The 21,155-nt window shown below is 57.0% G+C and carries 24 protein-coding genes; 12 read left to right on the forward strand and 12 right to left on the reverse strand.

All coding sequences use genetic code 11. From position 1 onward, the window contains the following. The first annotated feature begins 457 nt into the window (after nucleotides 1-457). Both DV706_RS19135 and DV706_RS19140 read left to right on the forward strand, forming a co-directional pair. The gene (locus tag DV706_RS19135; protein ID WP_006067142.1) at nucleotides 458-1,336 is read left to right on the forward strand and encodes a ParA family protein; all 879 of its coding nucleotides are present in this window, start codon (nucleotides 458-460) and stop codon (nucleotides 1,334-1,336) included. Then, on the forward strand, nucleotides 1,336-1,776 hold the full coding sequence (locus DV706_RS19140) for a hypothetical protein (RefSeq protein WP_006067143.1): 441 nt from the start codon (nucleotides 1,336-1,338) through the stop codon (nucleotides 1,774-1,776). The genes DV706_RS19135 and DV706_RS19140 overlap by 1 nt, the downstream gene beginning before the upstream one ends. A gap of 22 nt (nucleotides 1,777-1,798) precedes the next feature. On the opposite strand, the gene DV706_RS19145 is transcribed toward DV706_RS19140, so the two are convergent. After that, complete coding sequence (locus DV706_RS19145) at nucleotides 1,799-3,025, reverse strand: tyrosine-type recombinase/integrase (protein ID WP_006067144.1); 1,227 nt, start codon at nucleotides 3,023-3,025, stop codon at nucleotides 1,799-1,801. 779 nt (nucleotides 3,026-3,804) lie between these two features. Here DV706_RS19145 and DV706_RS22525 point away from each other — a divergent pair. Beyond that, the gene (locus DV706_RS22525) at nucleotides 3,805-4,149 is read left to right on the forward strand and encodes a winged helix-turn-helix transcriptional regulator (protein ID WP_006067145.1); all 345 of its coding nucleotides are present in this window, start codon (nucleotides 3,805-3,807) and stop codon (nucleotides 4,147-4,149) included. Here DV706_RS22525 and DV706_RS19155 read toward each other — a convergent pair. The 4 genes from DV706_RS19155 to DV706_RS19170 form a co-directional block, all read right to left on the reverse strand. Continuing rightward, nucleotides 4,070-4,330 carry a cation:proton antiporter domain-containing protein gene (locus tag DV706_RS19155; RefSeq protein WP_006067146.1) on the reverse strand — a complete coding sequence of 87 codons (261 nt, stop codon included), beginning with the start codon at nucleotides 4,328-4,330 and terminating at the stop codon, nucleotides 4,070-4,072. The two genes, DV706_RS22525 and DV706_RS19155, sit on opposite strands and share 80 nt — an antisense overlap. 9 nt (nucleotides 4,331-4,339) lie before the next feature. Further along, nucleotides 4,340-5,608, reverse strand: a complete 1,269-nt coding sequence (locus DV706_RS19160) for an amino acid ABC transporter substrate-binding protein (RefSeq protein ID WP_006067147.1) — start codon at nucleotides 5,606-5,608, stop codon at nucleotides 4,340-4,342. 255 nt (nucleotides 5,609-5,863) lie between these two features. Next, entirely contained in the window at nucleotides 5,864-6,478 is a 615-nt protein-coding gene (locus tag DV706_RS19165) for a GAP family protein (RefSeq protein WP_049889908.1), read from the reverse strand. Between the two features lie 252 nt (nucleotides 6,479-6,730). Continuing rightward, entirely contained in the window at nucleotides 6,731-7,816 is a 1,086-nt protein-coding gene (locus tag DV706_RS19170; RefSeq protein ID WP_136350986.1) for a DUF4397 domain-containing protein, read from the reverse strand. 31 nt (nucleotides 7,817-7,847) lie between these two features. On the opposite strand from DV706_RS19170, the gene DV706_RS19175 reads away from it, so the two are divergent. The 5 genes from DV706_RS19175 to phnE (DV706_RS19195) all read left to right on the forward strand — a co-directional run bounded on the left by DV706_RS19175 (nucleotide 7,848) and on the right by phnE (DV706_RS19195) (nucleotide 12,184). Next, a complete protein-coding gene (locus tag DV706_RS19175; RefSeq protein ID WP_006067150.1) occupies nucleotides 7,848-8,117 on the forward strand; it encodes a hypothetical protein in 270 nt (89 codons plus the stop codon). Between the two features lie 338 nt (nucleotides 8,118-8,455). Next, the gene (phnD, locus tag DV706_RS19180; protein WP_161569821.1) at nucleotides 8,456-9,604 is read left to right on the forward strand and encodes a phosphate/phosphite/phosphonate ABC transporter substrate-binding protein; all 1,149 of its coding nucleotides are present in this window, start codon (nucleotides 8,456-8,458) and stop codon (nucleotides 9,602-9,604) included. A 95-nt stretch (nucleotides 9,605-9,699) separates the two neighbouring features. Beyond that, on the forward strand, nucleotides 9,700-10,539 hold the full coding sequence (gene phnC / locus DV706_RS19185; protein WP_006067152.1) for a phosphonate ABC transporter ATP-binding protein: 840 nt from the start codon (nucleotides 9,700-9,702) through the stop codon (nucleotides 10,537-10,539). 17 nt (nucleotides 10,540-10,556) lie between these two features. Next, nucleotides 10,557-11,378, forward strand: a complete 822-nt coding sequence (gene phnE / locus DV706_RS19190) for a phosphonate ABC transporter, permease protein PhnE (RefSeq protein ID WP_006067153.1) — start codon at nucleotides 10,557-10,559, stop codon at nucleotides 11,376-11,378. Then, nucleotides 11,378-12,184 (forward strand): phosphonate ABC transporter, permease protein PhnE, encoded by an 807-nt coding sequence (phnE, locus tag DV706_RS19195; RefSeq protein ID WP_006067154.1) that lies wholly within the window; start codon nucleotides 11,378-11,380, stop codon nucleotides 12,182-12,184. The genes phnE (DV706_RS19190) and phnE (DV706_RS19195) overlap by 1 nt, the downstream gene beginning before the upstream one ends. 7 nt (nucleotides 12,185-12,191) lie before the next feature. Here phnE (DV706_RS19195) and DV706_RS19200 read toward each other — a convergent pair whose 3' ends face one another. From DV706_RS19200 to DV706_RS19220, 5 genes are all read right to left on the reverse strand, one after another. Then, nucleotides 12,192-13,655 carry a sensor histidine kinase gene (locus tag DV706_RS19200; RefSeq protein ID WP_006067155.1) on the reverse strand — a complete coding sequence of 488 codons (1,464 nt, stop codon included), beginning with the start codon at nucleotides 13,653-13,655 and terminating at the stop codon, nucleotides 12,192-12,194. Between the two features lie 170 nt (nucleotides 13,656-13,825). Continuing rightward, nucleotides 13,826-14,107 carry a PadR family transcriptional regulator gene (locus tag DV706_RS19205; protein ID WP_006067156.1) on the reverse strand — a complete coding sequence of 94 codons (282 nt, stop codon included), beginning with the start codon at nucleotides 14,105-14,107 and terminating at the stop codon, nucleotides 13,826-13,828. 534 nt (nucleotides 14,108-14,641) lie between these two features. After that, nucleotides 14,642-15,058 carry a DUF302 domain-containing protein gene (locus tag DV706_RS19210; protein WP_049889911.1) on the reverse strand — a complete coding sequence of 139 codons (417 nt, stop codon included), beginning with the start codon at nucleotides 15,056-15,058 and terminating at the stop codon, nucleotides 14,642-14,644. A 234-nt stretch (nucleotides 15,059-15,292) separates the two neighbouring features. Continuing rightward, nucleotides 15,293-15,595, reverse strand: coding sequence for a DUF7521 family protein (locus DV706_RS19215; RefSeq protein WP_006067158.1), 303 nt, complete (start codon nucleotides 15,593-15,595; stop codon nucleotides 15,293-15,295). A gap of 2 nt (nucleotides 15,596-15,597) precedes the next feature. After that, a complete protein-coding gene (locus tag DV706_RS19220) occupies nucleotides 15,598-15,945 on the reverse strand; it encodes an ArsR/SmtB family transcription factor (RefSeq protein ID WP_006067159.1) in 348 nt (115 codons plus the stop codon). Between the two features lie 390 nt (nucleotides 15,946-16,335). Here DV706_RS19220 and DV706_RS19225 point away from each other — a divergent pair, with 390 nt between their 5' ends. From DV706_RS19225 to DV706_RS19240, 4 genes are all read left to right on the forward strand, one after another. Further along, a complete protein-coding gene (locus tag DV706_RS19225; protein WP_240756904.1) occupies nucleotides 16,336-16,692 on the forward strand; it encodes an SHOCT domain-containing protein in 357 nt (118 codons plus the stop codon). Between the two features lie 6 nt (nucleotides 16,693-16,698). Continuing rightward, the gene (locus tag DV706_RS19230; protein ID WP_006067161.1) at nucleotides 16,699-17,397 is read left to right on the forward strand and encodes a plastocyanin/azurin family copper-binding protein; all 699 of its coding nucleotides are present in this window, start codon (nucleotides 16,699-16,701) and stop codon (nucleotides 17,395-17,397) included. A 361-nt stretch (nucleotides 17,398-17,758) separates the two neighbouring features. Next, nucleotides 17,759-18,928, forward strand: a complete 1,170-nt coding sequence (locus tag DV706_RS19235; protein ID WP_006067162.1) for a thiolase C-terminal domain-containing protein — start codon at nucleotides 17,759-17,761, stop codon at nucleotides 18,926-18,928. Continuing rightward, on the forward strand, nucleotides 18,925-19,356 hold the full coding sequence (locus DV706_RS19240; protein WP_006067163.1) for a Zn-ribbon domain-containing OB-fold protein: 432 nt from the start codon (nucleotides 18,925-18,927) through the stop codon (nucleotides 19,354-19,356). The genes DV706_RS19235 and DV706_RS19240 overlap by 4 nt, the downstream gene beginning before the upstream one ends. Nucleotides 19,357-19,539: 183 nt before the next feature. Here the strand turns inward: DV706_RS19240 and DV706_RS19245 are convergent, their stop codons facing one another. Both DV706_RS19245 and tnpA read right to left on the reverse strand, forming a co-directional pair. Next, complete coding sequence (locus DV706_RS19245) at nucleotides 19,540-20,688, reverse strand: RNA-guided endonuclease InsQ/TnpB family protein (RefSeq protein ID WP_240756801.1); 1,149 nt, start codon at nucleotides 20,686-20,688, stop codon at nucleotides 19,540-19,542. Further along, nucleotides 20,688-21,107: an IS200/IS605 family transposase gene (tnpA, locus tag DV706_RS19250; RefSeq protein ID WP_006068041.1), complete on the reverse strand. Its 420-nt coding sequence runs from the start codon at nucleotides 21,105-21,107 to the stop codon at nucleotides 20,688-20,690. The genes DV706_RS19245 and tnpA overlap by 1 nt, the downstream gene beginning before the upstream one ends. Nucleotides 21,108-21,155: the final 48 nt, after the last annotated feature.

Consider the following 21,155-nt stretch of genomic DNA (forward strand, 5'->3'; position numbering starts at 1 on the left):
TCGCGGTGTTACGACTCTCCGCAGCAAAGATATTACATTCTCAAATGTAGATACATTACGGAAGGTCACTCATGTAGTACATCTCGATCGTTGTGGAGGCAATTCTCCGTGAGCTGTTCAGCCAGTCGATCGACTCGCGATTCGTACGGACTACTCTGCTTACATTCTGGAATGTAAGTACATTATCCACACTCTGATTCTCGGTGTCTCGAGTACGAACAGATGTGTTCCAGAGTGCACGTCAGCTAGCTATCTCAAATTTCGCGATCTCGACTCCGGATGACGTTCAACAACGCTAAAGACCGTGACAATACTTCTCCTTTCACATTCTCTCACGTGCTGCACTTAGTTACTGTTCAGAGATGATAGAATGTGCATACGTATTCTCTTGTCGTAACCTTCCCACAATGATTTCTTTCCGCTACATTTTATACTATGGCCGCGTGAACAGTCAGCTATGACTAGCAAACCAGACTCGGCGACGGAACCCCGAGCCGTCGCGGTCAACGTCCTCAAAGGTGGCTTCGGAAAGTCGACCACCGCAATCAACCTTGCACGAGAACTAGCGGAACGCAACGGCCGTGTTCTCCTCATTGATCTTGACGACAACGGACACACCACGTTCAATCTCGGCTACCGCGACCAGTACGAATCCGACAACCACGTTCAACAAGTCCTGCTTGACGGCGAGGATCCGTTGGACCACGTCGTCTCGGTTACCGATGAGCTTGACCTCTTGCCATCTCATGAAGCACTCGAGGAAGTTGAAACGAATCTGAAATCGGCAATGGCCTCGAGTCAACGTCTCAATCGCAACGTCGTCGATCCCCTACTCGGTGACACCTACTCCTACATCGTTATCGATACGCCGGCTAACAGAGGGAAGATCAACGACAACGCGCTGTTCGCGGCGAAGAATCTTCTCGTTCCGCTTCGCCCAGAAAGCGGATGGGAATCCGGAATCACACAGACGAACAAACGGCTGATACAGGAAGCGCGGCAGTACTTCGATCTGCAGTTGCTTGCGCTCGTTCCGACCGACCTCAGCGAACGGCTCGATCAGAGCACTCGTGACCGGAACCTCTTGTATGCGATCAACAGCCGTGACGAACTCGCATCGTTTGTCCCGAACTTCGCCCATCTCTCTGCAGCGGATTGGGAAGCGATCGACGATGGCAACTACGATGGCCCCCTCCCAGGTATCCGCCACCGAGCCAGTATCGACAAAGCACACCGCGCCCGCAAGCCACTGCGCGACTACGATCCAGAGTGTGACCAACTCAAGTGCTATGAAGAACTCGCTCAGATCGTTGAGAACGGTGGGGTGAGCCGATAATGCCGTTTGACGATCTCGCCGACGAATCTGACGAAGCCGATCCGGGTGATGAGGCCCTAGACGAACTCGCTGGCACTCTTACCGAGGACTCTCCGGCAGATGACGCAGCTGGCACAGACGAGACCGAGGCCGCAACAGAGAAAGATATCGCATCATACGATATACAGTCGGAGCCAGCGTTTCCGACCGCCAAGACACAGACACAGCATTCGGTTTACTGTCTTCCCGAGACATGGGATACGATCGACGGCGCATCTGGCCTCCTATTCGAAGCCGAAATCATGCTCCGGCGTGACGATTACGAAGCCGTGCAGAAACGCGAACTTCACAACGCGTTGCTCCAAGCCGCAGCACAGCAGCTCACTGCTGCAGATATCGCTGATGCCTTCGTCGAGACTCGAGAAGATCGAACTTCGGGACCACTCCTCGACGACGAATAGCAAGCCACCTGCCTGAGGAGAACTACTGTCCAAACGCCTCAACGAGCCGATCGCGCATGTATTCACGCCGGTATTTGCGCCGTTCGGACTCTGAAAGGTAGTTTTTCAGCACAACAGATGGATCTGCACTCCCCTGTTCGGCGGCGATCGTTCCCAGGTTGTTGAGTAACTCATCGATTGCTGCATTATACGTTGTATACCAGAACCGCCGACCCATCTTCGACGTCGGCTCGTCACCATACACGCGGACGCCAGCGCGATCAGCTAGCCGCTTGAATCGCGCCTGCACGGTTTCACCCGTAATATGGCCGCTCGAGGAGCGTTTCGACGGGAACAGATACCCAGTCCACTCGTCGCGCTCCTCGAGCGTTTCAATTCGCTCGAGGAGTACTGACACGCCATAGATCAACGCAACCGTTCCTGGACCGTTCTTTCGTTCCTCGCCGAACGTGATGTGGGGATCGTCGCCCTCGAGGACGAGTTGGGAGCTATGCAACGACGCAACCTCGCTTCGACGGAGTCCCCACCCACAGAGTGCAAGGATGAGCAGTTGCTCGTCGGGCGTTTCAGCGGCATCATAGAGCGCACCGACCTGCTCGCTCGAGAGCGCTGGATTGTCCGTTTCACCCTCAGTGTCCCAGATTTCGGCGTGATCGACGTTCGCTCCCGGGTTGAATTTCGCACCGTGTCGATTCTCGAGATGATCGTAGAACTGGCGAATGTCGCTTAGATACCGGCGTTTCGAGGCATCACTCTCGAGGTCGTCGTCAAGTTCGTCGAGAACAGCTTCAACACGCGGGAGTTCATCGTACTGGTTTCCCCCGTCCATAACGCGGTCGACGATTGCTGCCGTTCCGTGGACCGTATCGTACAGGCGGACGTATGTCGCCAGCCGATAGCGTTTCGAGTCGGCGGTTGACTGTGCCCACTTGCGTTCGACACGCCGGAGAAACGCCTCGAGCGCGTCGATCGTCGGGTCGTCGTCGATCCCCCACGAATAGCCGTCCGACGACTCGCAGTCGTCGTATCCAACAGTAGCAAGAAATTCGGTTAGTGTCAGTCCGTGGTGCTCGCGCAGAGCGTAGGCAATCCCCGAGTAGCCAGCGTCGGTGATCTCCCGGTACGTTGGCCGTGACTCGAGGTCGACGCCGTTTCGCTCGAGATCGAGTTCGACATGGGCGTTCCAGTACTGCTGGAGTTCCTCGAGAGACATCCGCGACCAGTTGATCTGCGCTTGCTCGTGGCTCATGCGCTCACCGCCTCGAGAAGGCCGTTTCCTCCGGGTTTGGTGTGTTCTAAGACCGCCATTTTCACGAGTTTCAGTATTCGTGATAGTCACCTAAAACTATCGCTTACATGGGTGTCTGGTGTGGACACACGAGTTAAGCAAGATAGTAGTAGAGTAGTGCCCAAATCAGATGAACCACATGCCGCTATATAGAATGTAGCCGGGCGTCACAGATTCGGGATGTGAATTTCTACCGAAAAGCAGCGAGAGTGCCTCGGGGTCGTACGGAAATCTCCGATTTCCGTGATGACGAGAATCTCCGATTCTCGAACCACTTGACCCCGAGGGTGAATCGCGTAAGCTATATGATTCATCTCACCGTATTGACGAGTACAGTTGCGACGTGGGTTAAAGACCGTAATCCGAAGCAACTGCCGGCAGTTGCGAGGAAATGCGACACCTCTCAAAACCCGCGTCTTTGGCGTGGTGCGACGGGTGTTGTCGGGCGGGGTGGAGCCGCCGACCCTCACGGACGAAGCGAGCGGTCGGGTGTTAATTCCAACCGACCCATTTCGGGAAGGTCGAGGGGAATTAAATTCGCCTGCGACGGCGCGGCCCGTTTTGGGACGTGCGGTCAAAACGGTGAAGCCGCGGGGCTTGCCCCCGCGGTACTTCACTAACAAGTTAAACGGAGTGGCTCCCTCCAAACCCTATTTTCAGATGCTCTTTCAGTGAAGCTACCGCTCACTACACGTGCGAACTGATCACGTAAGCCAGACAGGCTACGCTGATTACCAGCGATGCCGACGGCAAAAGAGCGGTCTCAGGAACTCGTAGAGGGCAACAACCAGCTGGTCACGGCATCGAACGTCCTCGGACGGAAGTGGCATTCGACAATCGTCTACCAGTTACTGGACGCCGGACTGCAAGGGTTCGGCGACCTCAAGGCGCGGATCGGCGGCATCTCGCGAAAGGTGCTTTCCGAGTCGCTAACCAATCTCGGGGAACAGGGAATCGTCGAGCAACTCGTTCTCGAGACGAAACCAGTTCGGGTGGAATATTCGCTCACGAGCGCCGGCCGAGAGTTGCAGGGACGTCGATTTCCTCGTAGCCGGCGTCAAACAACAGCAGCACCGAACCGATAGCTGCCAGCAGGGTGAACGATCCCTCGGGATCGACGATTTCGAGGACGTACGCTCCGAGGGCGACACCCGTGAGGATCTCGCCGAGGATTACGGGTTCTCCGGCACGCTCGACCAGTTCTCCGAGGAGAAGGGGTGCGACGAGTGTGATCCCGACTGCAAAAAAGATCTGGATATCTGTCACTGGTACGTCCTATCGCTCATCCCAGGTCGGCGACGGGTAGATAGGGTCGGCTTCGCTGATCTCCTCCGGCCACACGAGCTGCCTGCCTGTGTCCGGCTGCCACTGGTAGACGACCATCTCTCGCGGGATGGTGCCGTCCTCGTCGAACTGAACGGGGCCGTAGAGGCTCTCGAACTGAGTCTCGCGGATGGCGTCGCGAACGGTCTCTGGCGTCACCTCGTCGACGGCCATGAACGAACGCTGAAGCGTCTGGATGACGGCGCTAGCGGCCGCGCTGTGGTAAGTGGGTTCGTACCCATACTCGCTCTCGATGGCCGAAATAAACTCGCTCGTCGATTCAAAAACGTCGTCGGTGGAGTCGACGGTAGTCGCCCACGGCGACGGACCGTACCAGTAGTCGCCGTTCTCTCCGGTCTGTTCCCTGAACGAGTCAGTGAGGTTGCCGCCGGGCGCCCACGCCATGTCGACGTCCACGTTCTCGCTCGCCAGTTGCTCGGCCGCGATCACCGCGTCGTCCTGATAGCCGGACAAGAGGAGTACGTCCGCATTGGCATCCTCGACGAGCGCGAGGTACGTCGAGAGGTCGGTCGTCTCATCAGGGATCGTCTCGTCGACGACGACGTCGACTCCAGCCGACCCCAGGGTTCGGCGCACGCCCTCCACAACGTCCTGATTGAACGGATCCGCTTTGGCCAGGATCGCCGCCGATGACGGTGGATCCGGCTGCGCCATCGCCATCTCGATGCTCGTGGTGGCGTACGTGTCGGCGGTCGGTAACAGGCTAAAAATCCACTCGTTGTCGCGCTCGAATATCTGGCTGCTGGCGCCGCCACCCGCGACCATCGGCCGCTCGGCGCTCGCCGCGACGTCACTGGCCGGCAGCGTAATTCCGCTCGAGTATGGCCCCATCAAGTAGTCGATCCCCGCTTGGTCGACGAAGTCCTGGTAGATAGCTTCGCTCCTCGAGGGATCGCTCTCGTCGTCTCGCAGGACTAGCTCTAGCTCGTAGGTGGTTCCATCGCCTGCTTCGACGCCGCCGGCGTCGTTGATGCGATCGACGGTCAGTTCGTACGCCTCCGCGTAGAGCCGACCCAGGTCAGAAAGGTCGCCGGAGAGGCTCATCGAGCCGCCGAGCGTGATCGTGTCCGTCGGTGTCTCGTCCCCCTTATCGTGTCCGTCGGTGTCATTATTCGCCTCTGAAGCGGTGGCGGTTACCGTTGACTCGCCACCCAGACAGCCTGCGAGGCCGACGACGCTTGCTCCGCCGGCCGCTCTCAAAAACCGTCGACGATTCGTATTACTTCGCTCCTGTCTATTTGCGTGTGATCTTCGCGGCATCTTCCACTCCAACTCCCCACGAAAGTCGTGAAGTAGGTTTCCGGGGGCTAGCGTGAGTTTCCTCGCCCTGAAACGGTAACGAATCACAACAGACCGTAGCAGTGCTGACCGCGACGGTCGCTATCTGTACACAGTACTCGAAGCACCGTTTGCTCGTGACATCTCTGACGCCACGCTGTACGCAGCGATAGGGGATCACCCGACGATGTTGTTGATGGTGATCGCGACGAAGATGAGGATCACGATTTCGCTGACGATCCACGAATTTGTGTTCATCCACGTGCGAACCTTCGGAAGGAGCGTCTCCGCACGGTCGCCTATCATAACCAAGGAAAGTGATGGAATGGCTAGGAATAGTAGCGTCAGCAAGACAAAACCGGTCGCGTACCACAGCGGATCGCCGTGACTCGCGAGGTAGGTCCCGACGGTGATCGACGTGAGAATGTCGGTCGGAAAGAACCCCATCAACAGGAATCCGAGTTGAAACGAGAACTTCGGATTCGCGGTCTCGAGTTTGCCCATCCACGTCGGTGGCTCCGATTGCTCACGCTTCAGGTAGACGTTCACCATCGCGGCGAGGAGAACGACGAGCACGAGCAACTGGAGCGTCCGGTTCGACCCGCCCTGACGAACGCCACTGCCGAGATAATACGCGAGCGTGACGACGAGGCTGATCGAGAGGGAGGCACCGAACACGAACGCGGCCGAGTTCCGCCGCCAGTCCTCGCTCGTGGCCAGAAAGATGGCGCTGAGGATTTGCGGCCCGCCGATCATGACGAATACCAGGGGTAGAATTACCAGGAAGTTCATCGTTCGAGGATTACACGCGTGATCGCAGCCGGTCCGTCGACGCTCGAGATTGTCGACTCACGGCTGTGACTGGCGGCGGTCGGAACGCCACGGTTCGTATGTCGACTGTACTCATGCAACCTCCGATCGAATATACTTTCCACCGACATTATACCCCGCTTTTGCGAAAGAGGTTGTTGCTATTTCTGGCCAACACTGTCGCTGAAGGCCGAAATGAACGAGTACACCGTTCACGACGGGAAGCCGGCGGTATCACTTAGCTTTCTCGTCCTCGTACTTCTTCTCAGGCTCTTTCTTGGGTTCGTCTTCTTTCGGCTCCTTCTCGGGCTCTTTCTCGGGTTCGTCTTCTTTCGGCTCCTTCTCGGGCTCTTTCTTGGGTTCGTCTTCTTTCGGCTCCTTCTCAGGCTCTTTCTCGGGTTCGTCTTCTTTCGGCTCCTTCTCAGGCTCTTTCTCGGGTTCGTCTTCTTTCGGCTCCTTCTCAGGCTCTTTCTCGGGTTCGTCTTCTTTCGGATCCTCTTCAGGCTCTTTCTCGGGTTCGTCTTCTTTCGGCTCCTCTTCGTCCGGCTCGACGTCCGCTTCGTCTGGGAGAGCATCCTCCGTGAGGAGTATCTCGAACGGTTCATCGGCGGGTGCTCCCTCCGTCTCGAGGTAGCCAATCGCGAACGCGGAGTAGACGGTCCCTCCAGAGAGGGAAACGTCGATTTCGAAGGCGCTGGCCTCTCGATCACCCGCAGGATAAATTTCGAGCGTATACTCGCCTTCTGGGACTTCGGTGTAGCCGGATTCGCCGAAGGCGACGTTCTCGAACAGCGCGTCCCCGTTTTCACCGGCAACGACGTCCACCGCTGGCGCGTCGGGTGAGGCGTGGAGGACGCGAACGCGAGCGGTACCCGGATCGACCGGGCTGTTATCGTCGTCGAGAAACAGCGCCTCGAGGGGCTGGTTTTCGGCGGCCACTTCGCCGATCACTGCGAGGAGTCCGTCGACGGTGGGGTCCTCGTCGCCGGCCTCGACGGTCTCCTCGAGCACTGCTTCGGCCGGGTCTTCACCGGCGGGAACGACCTGAATCGTGTACGTGCCAGGCTCGAGGTCGCGGTAGTCGGTGACCGTCCCGTACGGGATGCCCTCGCGGACCCGCTCTCCGTCGACGTAGATGTCGATGTTGGGCGCGTCGGGTGAGAGGTGTGCAACTCGAGTCCGGAAGCCGGTGTCAGTCGGCTGGTCGTTCGTTTCGTGATCACTCGAGGCGGCCGTAGTACCTCCGATGCCACTGACCACCACGAGGCCGCCGCCGCCGATCTGTATAATTCGCCGTCGACTCACGCCATTTTCAGTCATGCGGTTGTCACGAACGGCGATATGGGTAATAGTGCTACCACTTGCAGGCGCAGGCCAATGCAGTTCCGAGGCTCGATATCGAACGCGTTGGGCCGTCCGAGCGAACCACCCGATATGGGAGAATCCGGATACGTTCACGCCCTGCCGTCACCGTCGAGTACGGCGACTTCGAGGTGCAATTGCGTTCACATCCGTCGAGACGGAATGTGGCCTCGTCCTGATCGACGTCGGCCCCGAGGGGTTCACCGATGCCCTCGAGGTCCACCTCTCGGATCTGGGCTGGGGACTCGAGGACATCTGACTGGTGACCCTAATTTACCACTACGGGACCACGTCGGCGGGACCGAAGCGGTCCGTACACGTGCCGATCTGACGGTTATCGCCCATCCGGAAGAGACTGCGTTTTCACGGGTGAACGTGAGCCGAGAACAGCGATTTACAGACGTTCAAGACAGAGTGTATCGGGGCTTGACCCCGAGAGTGAATGCCGACAACGCCTATAGATATACATGTGCGTTAGTATGAGGGACGTTCTCAATATCCACCGTACTCGGCTGAATAGATGTGAATTTATTTATACCACTCGTAATATATTACTCATAGTAATCTGCTTATATGTCCAATTCCACGTTTCGGTTGATGACATCCACTGACCCGTCAGGGTGGAAAGGTTCACGACGAAAGTATCTTCTTGCGACTGGTGCGGCAGGGATCGCTGGGTTGGCCGGCTGTCTCGGTGGTGACGACGGCAACGGTTCTGGAGGCAGCGGTGGCTCTGGAACCAACGATTTTCCGGATTTTAACCCTGACCTGGTCCCAGGCGACGGTGCCGATTACGTCGAGATGTTTCCCCAGCCCGCAGAGAAGATGTACGAGATGGGGAACTACCAGGCCGACAAAGAGGGTCTCCTAGGGCCACTCGAGGACCCGCGGGACGAGCCACGGTACGGCGGTGAACTCTGGGAAGTGTCGGACTCGAGTGAGTACATCGATCCGGATCCGATCGAGATGACGTTCGTGCCGGACGAAGATCCGGCGGCATTAGAGCGGGCGATGGAGCCACTCATGGACCAGATCGAGGAGTACACGGATCGGTCGGTCAGGTACGTCCCGCTCGACTCCTATGCAGCGATGGTCGAAGCGATGCGCAGTGAGCGACTACACTTCGGCCGAATGAGTGCAGGCAATATGCCATACGCAGCTAATCTCGCGGGTGCGGTTCCGATCGCACACATCATGGCCGACGACTATTACGGGAACGCCTTCTGGATGATCACCCACCGTGACAACAACGATATCAACACGGTGTACGACCTCGAGGGCATCGAGGTAACGCACGCCGACCCGGGCTCTGGTTCGGGCAACCTCGAGCCCCGTGTGTTCATCGAGGACGACGCCGGACTCGTCGCCGAGGAGGACTATGACGTCGACTTCTCTGGCGGTCACGACACCTCTGTCAGAGGCATTGGTCAAGGCGACTACGAAGTTGGCCCCTGTGGCGGTCCGACGTTTGCGAACATGGTCGAACAAGGGCAGATCGATCCTGAAGACTACAAAGTGATCTACATGGGTCCGGTGATGCCACGTGGTCCGATGGCGCACATCTACAATCTCAAACCCGAGATCGTCGACGGGATCACGAAAGCGCTGCTTGATCATGACTACCACGGAACGGCCATGGAAGAGGAGCTGGGGTACAACAACTTCATCGAGGTCGATTACTACACGACCTACGACCCGGTTTTGCAAGTCCACGAGGCACTGGGTGAAGAGTACGACGACCTGTAACGTCTACAATCACTAACACACGGACCTGCTTCGTCTCTCGAGCAGTCGAACTCGAGGGCGATCACGACTAATTCAATCTTTAAATAACCCACATAATGTTAACTGTACGAAACGTATCGAAGACCTATCCGGGCGGTGAAGAGGCGCTGAAAGACGTCTCTTTCGAGGTGAGCGGAAACGAGATCGTCGCGATAATCGGCCCAAGCGGTGCCGGAAAGAGCACACTCATCAACTGTGTCAACCGACTCACCGAACCCACTGCAGGAGAGATCCACATCGACGACCTTGAGGTGACTACTCTCTCGAAGCGACAGCTCCGTCGGGCCCGCCGGGACATCGCGATGATCTTCCAAGAGTACAATCTCGTCGAGCGACTCACTGTCATGGAAAACGTGCTCTCGGGGCGACTGGGCTATCTGAGTACTTGGAACGCATTCCGCCGGAAGTTCCCCTCCGAAGACATCGAATTCGCACGCGAAACTCTGGAGCGAGTCGGTCTCGGCGGACACGAACGCGACCGCGCTGACGAGTTATCTGGTGGCCAGCGCCAGCGCGTGGGGATCGCACGAGCGGTAATCCAACGGCCGAAGATCATGCTCGCCGACGAACCGACGAGCAGCCTCGATCCGGAAACGTCTCACGCCGTAATGGAACTGTTGACCGAGATCGCTGCCGAGGAAGATATCCCCATTTTGATTAACATCCACGAAGTCGATCTCGCACTCGAGTACGCAGACCGTATCATCGGTCTCACCGATGGTGAGATCGTCTTCGATGGACCACCAGAGGTACTCGACGAGTCTGCCAAAGACCGAATCTATCGGAACGGGGACTCTCGAGATCACACTTCCGACGCGAACCAGTCCGACGAATCTCGAGATGCCGACGAGCAACCGACCATCGAGGGACAGAAGATCCAGCGGGGGCTCGAGTAACCGTGGTTCGGGCGCTCGTGGACCGGTTCCGGCAGACCGACGACACGGAGTACATCGTCTGGCGTCGCCCGACCGTGTTCCCCAGCTACCGGGTGAAGTACCTGACGTACATTCTCCTCGTCGGGTTCGTCCTCTGGAGTGCATGGGCGATTCGCATCTCGCCGGAGCGGTTCATCCAGGGGCTGGGCGCGACCGCCGAGTTCCTCGAGTCGATGTGGCCGCCGGATTTCGGCGAACGTGAACGCGAACTCATCAGAGAGGGTATCGGCGAAACGCTCGCAATGGCGGTTGTAGCGACGATTCTCGGCGTCGCGGCCAGCCTCCCCGTGGCGTTCATGGCCGCAAGAAATCTCGCGCCGTGGCCGGTCTACTATTTCGCCCGGAGCCTGATCATGATCTCGCGGTCGTTTCACAGCCTCATCATTGGGATCATCTTCGTCGTCGCCGTCGGCTTTGGTCCGTTCGCTGGTGCGCTCACGCTTTCGTTCGCGACGGTCGGCTTCTACGCGAAGATTCTCGCTGACGACCTCGAGAACATTGACATGGGGCAACTCCGGGCGATCGAGACCGCGGGCGCGAACAAACTTCAGGTAATTCTCTACGGTGCCGTCCCACAGGCCTTACCGCGGATGATCGGGCTCGCGATATACCGCTGGGATATCAACGTTCGCTCGAGTACGATCATCGGCATCGTCGGTGCCGGTGGGATTGGCTTCACCCTGCTCAACGCGTTCGACCGCTACCAGTACGATTTCGCCGTCGCGATCCTCATCGTCATCGTCGCGATCGTTCTCGCCGGTGAGGTCGCCAGTGCGATGATACGGAGGCGGATCCGCTGATGTTCGAACCAACCGCCGAAGAGTACGAGCGCTGGCAACGCTACGACACCCGAACCCGGCTGTTGCGCTTTGCCGGTGTCCTCCTTACGATTCCGATCGTCGTCTACGCCTGGCAGATGCTCGGGGTCAACTACGGCTACCTGGCGAGTTCCGTCAGCGCCGTGAGTGACTTGCTCACCAGGATGTACCCGCCGGACTACGGCTACACAGGAGAGATCATCAGCCCCATGATCGAGACGATCAACATCGCGATCCTCGGCACCGGGCTTTCGGCACTTCTCTCGGTCCCGATCGCCTACCTCGCAGCGAGCAATACGACACCCAACCGGCTCACCTACGCGATCGGCCGGATGATCATCACGATCACGCGAACGGTGAGTACGATCATCTGGGCGATCATCTTCGTCATCTTGTTCGGCCCCGGCGCGTTCGCCGGCGTCCTGGCCGTCGCCATTCGGTCGATCGGCTTCATCGGCAAACTCCTTTCGGAGGCCATCGAAGAGATCGATCCCGGTCAGGTCCGTGCCCTCGAATCCGCTGGTGCCAACGGTCGCCAACGGCTGCTCTACGGCGTTGCACCTCAGGTGATGCCGCTTTTCGTCGGGATCACGACCCACCGCTGGGACATTAATATCCGCTCGTCGACTGTCCTCGGCTTCGTCGGCGCGGGTGGGATTGGTCTCGAGCTCACCGCGCTCATGAACTTCTACGAGTGGCGGTCGGTCTCCGTTATCTTGCTCGCGATTTTGTTTACGGTCATCGCGAGCGAGTATGTCTCGGCGAAAGTAAGAGGGATCGTGAGCTGATTCACTCTCAGAAATTAGCAATCGTGGGCAAATAAACGATGATGCAATTTCCGCGGTCGTCGTCGCATCGCTCGTAGTCCAGATACCCACCGTAATCTTCGATGATGAGTCTAGCAAGCCAGAGTCCCATCCCACTGCCGTGTTTGAGTGGCGTAATCGGATCTTCATTAAACATTCCGGCCTGCTCTGTCTCCGGAATTGCTGGACACGAATCGATGATGGCGATACCGATGGTATCATCCGCATCTGAGTGAACGAGACTCACCTCGACCGACGGCTCTGGGGTATCCACGTGAACGATCGCGTTCTCGAGAAGTTCTCTGAAAGCAGTCTGGAGTCGAGCATCTGCAGGAACAACGATATCCGTTGGAATATCGATCACGATCGAACTCTCAGGATACTGGGTCTGGAGTTGAGCGACGGTTTCCTCGAGGACGTCCTGTACGACGATATCCGTCCGCGAGTAGTCGTTGTTGAGCGTGATTGTCGCGAGTTCTTTTGCAGTCTCGTTCAACCGAATCAGTCTGGACGACGTCTCGGCGATCCCAGTCGCATACGCCTCGAGTTCGTCATCCGTGAGCTCTTTGGCTAGCAGTTCTGCGGATCCGTTGATCACGTTGAGATCGTTTCGCAGGTTGTGTCTGAGCAGTCGATGGAGCAGTTCGAAATGCTGTCTACGAAGTTTCAACTCGGTAATTTCTCTGCCCTCAGGAACCAGCAACTGTGTCTCACCGTCCGAATCGGTTATCGGACGGACCGAAAAGTCGATGATCGCTGTTCGGTTGGATCCCTGTAGCCGGAGTTCTTCGCGAAAGAACTTCCCGTCTTTCGCATCTTCGACAGCGGTACGGGCAGTTCGTGCTGCCCCATCGTTCAGTTGAAACCAGTACGTCTCCCAGAGTGGCTTGCCGACGACGTCAGTGCGCTCGAGGTCGGCAAACGACAGTGCTGCTTCGTTCGCTTCGAGAACCGTTCCATCACAGTCGACGAGACCAGTGAACTGATACGTATTATTGAAAACCGCCTCGAATCGCCGCTGTCTCGTCTTCTGTTCGGTCAGATCACGAAAGATGCCGGTGAACAGCCGCTGACCGTCATAGGAGTGTTCTTGCAGCGAGATCTGGACTGGGACTTCGTGGCCCTCCTTGTGTAAGGCGGGCAGTTCAATCCCATTCCAGTCGATGTGTTTCTCTCCCGTCTGAATGTATGCCTCGAGTCCGCGTTCGTGTGCCTCGCGGAGCCGCTCTGGGATCAGCATTAATTTTGATTGGCCGATAAGTTCGGATGGATCATACCCCAAGATAGTCTCTATTGCTGGGTTGGCAAACACGATCGTGCTCTGCTCGTCGATCGTGAGAAGCCCGTCCGATGTGTTTGCGACCAGTTCCTCAAAAAGCGTCACTTCGGTCGATTGGAGTGAAAGCGAGTCGAACAACCCATCATAGCTGCTAGATCTCTGTCGATCGTCCATTATTTTGGGAGCCGTCAGTCACACGGTATATCTGACAACACAGAGTGATACGTGTTTTGATATGATTTTGCGACGATGCGATCCAGTCCGCGAGCAGCGGCTCAAGCAGCAGACAGTTCGAGAGAACTGTGTCTCTCGTCGGGTTGTGCTACTAAATCGTCCTCGTCGGATCAAAGGATGTCTTCGACGTACTGGTCCTCCCAGTTGCGTCGGTCTTCGATTTCACGGCGTCCCCGACGAGTGACGGTGTAGAAATTGGTTCGCTGATCTTTGGTCCCTTTCTCGATCAGCCCTTTGTCGACGATGGTATCGAGGTTGGGGTAGAGTCGTCCAGGGTGAATTTCCGACTCATAGTAGTCCTCGAGGTCCTCTTTGATCGCGAGTCCGTGGGGTTCGTCCAGTCCCGCAGTTACATACAGAAGATCACGCTGGAAGCCAGTCAAGTCGTACATGAAGTGTTTGTACGTGACTCTCCACATTAAATTCACGGGTTATCTACTGTTCAGAACAGTGTGATTTCGGGCTTTCGCATCATGTCAAGCAAAAATAAAATGAGTTCCTTTCGATATGATTGCTATTGAGAAACCTGATGAAATGAGGCTATCCTTGGCTACCGGACAAAATCCATCTCGAAGAACGATAACGAAGTTTCGAACAGTCACCTGATTGGCCCTCGGCTCGTGACACATTCGCGCTGTGTATCTTGCAAGAGGCTCAAGAAGGTGAATTGAATTTAGTATTTTGAACGTAGGGCGAGGCAGTATGACATTCACGGTTGAAACTACACTGAGCGCCTTCGGCGCTCTGAGGACGGGGCCTGCGTGGCGTCGTTGAAAAACGCAATGGCAGCATCGAGAAGTACCAGAGTCTGGAAGAACGAAATTAGTTCTTTATCATGCCGACACACGTCAGGTGCAGATGTGGGCGTACACCACGTCAAGGATCAGCGTAGTAGTATCGAGCGGGTTCGAGGACGACATCGGTACTCAGACCTCTGACGCGGATTCGAGTTCGTCATCGACAGTTGAAAGGACTCGTTCGAATCTATCGTGAACCTCGGTTGCGATAGAATCGAGCGCCTCATTGTCGGCGATACCGACAAGTTGGTGGGGATCAACCGCACTCACTACGATACTTCCCTCGTCAGTTTCGTAGACGATGACGTTACACGGGAGAAGTGCGCCGAGTTCAATCTCGTCGGTCAATCCCTCGTGCGCGAGTCCCGGGTTACAAGCACCGAGAATCCTGTATTGCCGGAATTCCTCACCAAGCTTCTTTTTGAGGGTCGCCTGCACATCGATATCGCAGAGTACGCCGAATCCCTCGTCTTCAAGGACAGCAATCGTTGTATCAACGGCTTCGCCGAAGTCACCAGCCACCGATTTCTGTATAGTGTATCCCATCTCGTACATTACTCCCGGAAGAGGCTTAATGGTGTTGGCGTGAGTCTTTGTACACAGACTTTTGATTCGCCAGCAGTTATGGTTCAAGAGAAGTTCAGCGAATATAATATCGCGGAAACTCGAAAATTTGATTATTCCGAATGTGGGACCTTGTTGAAATCCCTTTTCTTACACATATTTACTCGTGAACGTACCGCCCACTACAGGTGTGTGAACTCCATCATGGTATTATCGTCACTTCTCTTCCCGGAGAGCGACTTTGTATCGCATCGACCCTCCGTGTAGCGAGTACAATACAAACAGCATCCCAATTGCGACGATTCCTGTTTGGATAGCACCCGCTTGATAAATTGACATCACCTGCAATTCGAACAGGATCCCTTCGATCACGGATCCCAGACTGATGAACACGAATCCGACCGCAACGTACAACATCGGTTGCCCGTTACCACGACGATAGCTTCGATATGCTTGAAAAGCGATCAGGAATCCGAGCACTACAACGACGAGTTTGGCGATGATGAGTTCTGTATGCATGCTTACTCACCCCGAATGTTCCCCCACATTCTGGCAAATCGATCTGGGGTGTCTTCTTCAATCTCTAATTGGATTTCGTACTGTCCGTCGGCGAAAGTGACGAGGACCGCGTTGAGTATCGTTTCGTATTGCTTCCGATGATGTCCCTGTGGATCGATCTGGAGATTTTCACTCACCAGTCCAACTGATTGGAGTTGATCGACCCGGTCATAAATCGTCGATTTGGATCCGTCACATTTCTCTCCGAGTTCCTCGACTAACATCGGCTGTTTACTCAAGTAGGCCAGAATCTCACGTGCGTAGTCGTCTGCTAAGAGATCAAGCACCTGTTCGGACTCTGGCTCGACCATGTGATAGCACGAACTGCACCCACTGTGAAAAACTGTGTCCTTCAGAACGCTACACCAGGTACTCTGCGTCGCGAGTTTGGCTGAAAAATAGGGCGCTAGGCACCCTTCCTCAGGGAGCGAGCGAAGTGAGCGAGCAAGGAGGGGATACAACGCCTGTGGAGACTGCGGCCACTGTGGATCCACGGTCAGTATCTGCAAGTCGCGTCGTCGAAGCAGGAAGCTCCGTCCTCAAAGAGCCTGCGTTAGCAGGCGAGTAGGGCGGAGTAGTTCACAGGGTGAGAACTTCTGCTGATGCTTGTACTATATAAGCCTTTTCCACAAACGGCGACCCATGGATTGTGCGATAGTGCTTACACTATACAAGACCGTACCATCTACTGTGATCGAACAATGACGCAATTACCAAAATCGGTCGGCAAGATCGGACGCAACACCCTCCTCGGAGGAGTTACGCTCCTTGTCACTGCTACCGGGAGCGTTGCTGCACAGCAAGGAACGAATGGATACGGTGGGATGATGAACGATGGCTGGGGCTGGGGGATGTTCGGCGGTTGGGGCTTCCTCTGGCTGTTGTTGCTCGTTGGACTCATCGTCCTCGTCGTCTCCGCGGTCAATGGGAGCGACCAGTCCCAGGACGGTGAACAACCCGATCGAGCGCTCGCAGAACTCCGCGAACGCTACGCACGAGGAGAAATCAACGAGGAAGAGTTCGAAGAACGTCGCCGCACGCTGCGCGATACGAGGTAAATCCAGATGTCTGACCACACACTCACTCGACGGCACACGCTCGCACTCACCGGCAGCACACTTACCGCTGGTCTAGCTGGATGTTTGGATAACGGTACTGATCAGCTCGAAAATAACGGAACTACTGACGGAGCTGAAACAAGTGCAACTCGAGATGACTCGGACGGTGACCACGACCACGACGTCGAGCACACGCTCGGCCATCCGGAAGAACACACCGAAGTGACAATGGAATCAGACGACGATGCTCATCACTTCGTCCCACACGTCGTTCACGTCGAATCGGGTGGAACGGTGACGTGGATACTCGACAGCGGCGTCCACGATACGGTCGCCTACCATCCAGATAACGCCTCAATCCTCCCATCAGCCACTGACCGTCGGGTTCCAGATGGTACCAACCCATGGGCAAGCGACATCTACGACACGGAAGGTGAAATATTCGAGATGACCTTCCAAGAGGATGGCGTCTACGACTATGCCTGTACGATCACTGGTCATGGTCATCGAGGTGGCGGCCACCACGGCGGACACCAGACCCACGAATCTACGGGGATGGTTGGCCGCGTGATCGTCGGTGATCCTGACCTTGATCCAGACGAGCAGCCGGCGTTACAATCCCCTTCCGGCGAACTGCCCGAGGCTGCACGTCACGAACTGGAACAGTTTAATGACAAGACTCAGGAAGCTCTTCAGGGCCACTGACCAACGCCGACAAGAGTATTGTGCGATACCTCAATATTTTCGCGTGGTGAAGTACCACGAGTTGGGTGACCCGTGGAACTCTCGCTGTTTTGTTTAGATTTGTATTTACTTAATGAATTGTTTCTCGAGTTGTCGGGTTCATTCCCGAGGTCAAGCCTCGGGCCGTTCTCCTTGCACTTCGTAAACCCTCTCGCCAACCCAAGGGCGAGTGGATAGGTATCTCCCCGTCATCAGTCCTGCTTTGACCACCTTCTCTATTCGATTTTCTACTCGGCCGCTTAACTTGTCCATCACTCGGTAGTTCAGCCAGCAGAAAAATGCGAACAGCTAACAAGGCTCGTTGAGAATGTGGTGGGTACGCATGCCAGACCCAGTCATCGCGGCGGTCGGCGCCTCGCCGCTCGGCCGCACGGAACTCCCGGGTCGCGACCTGTTCTCGGTCGCCCTCGAGGAGGCGTTCGACGAACTGCCCGACCCTGCCGACCTCGTCGAGGCGGTGTACGTCGGCAACCAGTCAGAGAGCTACGAACACCAGATCATGTACGGGACGCTTTTGGCCGAGTGGGCCGGCCTCCGTCACGTCCCCGCCGAGCGGGTTGAGGGGTGTGCCGCCGCGGGCGCACTCGCGTTGCGCCACGCGGTCAAGGACGTCCGCAACGGAGAACACGAGGCCGTGCTCGCGTGCGGCGTCGAGAAGATGACTTCCGCGGGCACCAGCGGCGCGACGGACGCGCTGTCGGCGGCGTTCGACCGTGCCATCGAGCAGCGCTCCGGCATCACCGCGCCCAGCCAGTACGCACTGCTTGCCAAGCGCTACCTCCACGAGACGGACGCCACGGAACGCGACCTTGCCGAGATCGCAGTGAAGAACCACGCCAACGCCGCTCGCAACCCCCGGGCGCAGTTTCCGAAGGAGATCGACGTGGCGACAGTCCTGGAATCTGACCCCATCGCCCCGCCGCTGAAGCTCTACGACTGTGCGCCGGTCGGGGACGGCGCCGCGGCTGTCCTCGTGACGACCGCCGAGCTAGCGGCCGATCTCGACCGTCCGCAAGTGCGCGTCGCGGGAAGCGGGGCCTCCGCGAACAACATCGCGGTCGCCGAGCGAGACATGACCGACATCGCGGGCGCTCGCATCGCCGCCGAAACGGCCTACGAGGAAGCAGGCATCGACGCCTCGGCCGTCGATATCGCGGAAGTCCACGACGCCTTCACCGTCTGCGAGGCGCTGCTCGCGGAGGCCGCCGGCTTCGCCCCCGCGGGGACGGGCTATCAGAGCTATCAGGCACCAGCAGAGCGGGCAGACGGCTGGACGGACGTACAATTAAGTCCGAGCGGCGGACTGAAGGCCCGCGGCCACCCCATCGGCGCGACCGGGCTATTGCAGGCACTCGAAGCCTACGAACAGCTCACGGGGGCCGCAGGCGACCGCGCGGTCGAAGGGGCCGAGACGGCCTTGTTGCTCAACGAAGGGGGCGTCGCGGACGCTGTCACCGTCGGCCACGTGCTCACGACGGCGGAGGCACCATGACTGACGGTGGCCTCGATGCGACCGACCCGCGGACACTTCCGGGCTTCTTCGACGCCCTCGCGGACGGCGAACTCCTAGGCGGGGTCTGTGCGGACTGTGGACAGGTACTGTTGCCGCCGCGGCCGGCCTGCTACGCCTGCGGCAGTCGCGACGTCGACGTCGAACCTCAGTCGCGCGAGGGCCAGGTCTTCTCGTACACGGAGGTACACACGCCGCCGCCGGCGTTTGCGGCTGACGCGCCCTACACGGTCGCCGTCGTGGAACTCGCGGACGGTGGCCGCCTCCTTGGGCGCGTGGCTGCCGACTACGCCGACGTCGCCATCGGTGACCCGGTCGAACTCACGGTGAACGAGCCGACGGCCGCAGAGCGGGAGGTCGCGCTCGACTACGAGACCGACTGGCCGGTCCACGTCTTCGAGCCGCGGTGAGGGTCAGACCCGGCTCCACGCCGGATGTCGATGGCTGATCGATGGACATCCTCCCCGCTCTGAAGTCGTGAGAGCATGTCACTTCGCTTGTAACCATGTCGGTTGTCGGTGATCGCGGGTCCAGTGAACGTGTTACTGGGGTGTGCTGATGGCACTTATTCGTCGTTCATGAACTACCCCACCCTACTTCGCTCGTCCTGCGGACTCGCTTGTTGAGGATGGGGTTTCTGAGTCAACTCTGAGACGTACACGAACCTGTGCAGCGGTCTCGTCATCGTCGCCCAGTTCAAGGGACGGTTCATACACGCCCCCGAGACTGGATAGCGGGCTCTGAATGTCCTTACCCAGTCCTTTCTTTCCAATATTCGTCGCACCGTTCTTGTCAGCGTTATCGTCCAATCCACACTCATCGCAAAGATGCCGACCCTGACCGACTCGCTCCGTATTCTCTTTCTCACCACACCGCCAGCACGTCTGACTGGTATTGTACTCGTCTACAATCTTCACGCCAATTCCAGCGAATCGTGCCTTGTACTTGATGTACTGAGTTAGCGTGTAGTGAGGCATCGAGTGCAACCGACGGTTCATCTCCGACCCCATATCCTGATTCTGAATACCTTCGAGATTCCCGATGACGATGAGAGCATTCCGCCCCTTAGCGTCCTCAACAATCTGTCGGCTAATCTTGTGGAGTCGGTCATCAATCGCACGCCACTCGCTATCCTTTGCGGACACGAGCGTCTCGTATGCTCCCTTCTCTTGGAGTCGAGTGCGGAGTTCCTGATGGTGTCGGCGTAGTTGCCGAATCTCTTCGCCGTAGAACGTGGTGTCCCGAGAGGGCAGTGCCACCGACACTGCAACCCATCGAGAGCCTAAATCCACAGCGAGAACACCATCATACTCATCCTTCAACTCGACGTTCTGTTTTATCGAGAGGTGAGCGTAGTACTCGCCATCTTCCTTGACAATTTTCGAGTCTTTCACTTTAGCGTCGTCAGGAATCGATTCGTGCGGATTGATTGGAACGTTGACTCCGCCGTACACCTGCGAAACTGGAATCTTCATCCACCAGTCCGCTAACTTGGTGTCGTGCTGCTCAACATCGAACACGTCATTGCGGATGAACCATGGGTACTCGTGGTCGTCTCGCAGGTTCTCTGTGTCGATGTACGCATCGGCAGCTTGCTTCGTGGCGGAGTACAGGTCGGCGTCGTCATCGCCTCGGATGTAGGCTTGGAACTCGCTGAACTCGTAGTCGAGTGCCTCTTGCTTCGTCTGAGTTAGCTCGTCGGTGCGTATCTTGGCAACGATAGTCTTCTCTGCATCCAGCATCATTCGTCATCACCTGCCGAGCGTTGGTTCTCGACGTATTCTTTCAGTACATCCAGCGAGACCTGTCCCGTACTGATGAGACAGTACGAGTTCGACCAGAATTGGTCACCCCACAGTTTGTCGTCCAGTTCGTCTTCGTACTCGTTGCGGATGCGTCGGGCTGATGCTCCTTTGAGGACGTTGACGAACTTGGCGAGGTCTGTGGTGGGTTCAGCCTTGAAAACGATGTGGACGTGGTCTTCGTCGGCTTCGAGATTTTTGATTTCGACGCCGTAGTTGTCTGCAAACCCGTTGGCGACCTCGTGAAGGAACTCCGTTCGTTCCGCTGTGAACACGTTCTGTCGGTATTTCACGACGAGAACAAGGTGGTAGTGCAGGGAGTACACGGAGTGCGCTCCTGTGTCGAGGTCGTATTCCATTGGGTTCGTTCCTATATTGGGTAACCAAAACTAAAAGTATTATGCTGT

Source organism: Natronorubrum bangense (assembly GCF_004799645.1).
Classification (GTDB): Archaea; Halobacteriota; Halobacteria; order Halobacteriales; family Natrialbaceae; genus Natronorubrum; species Natronorubrum bangense.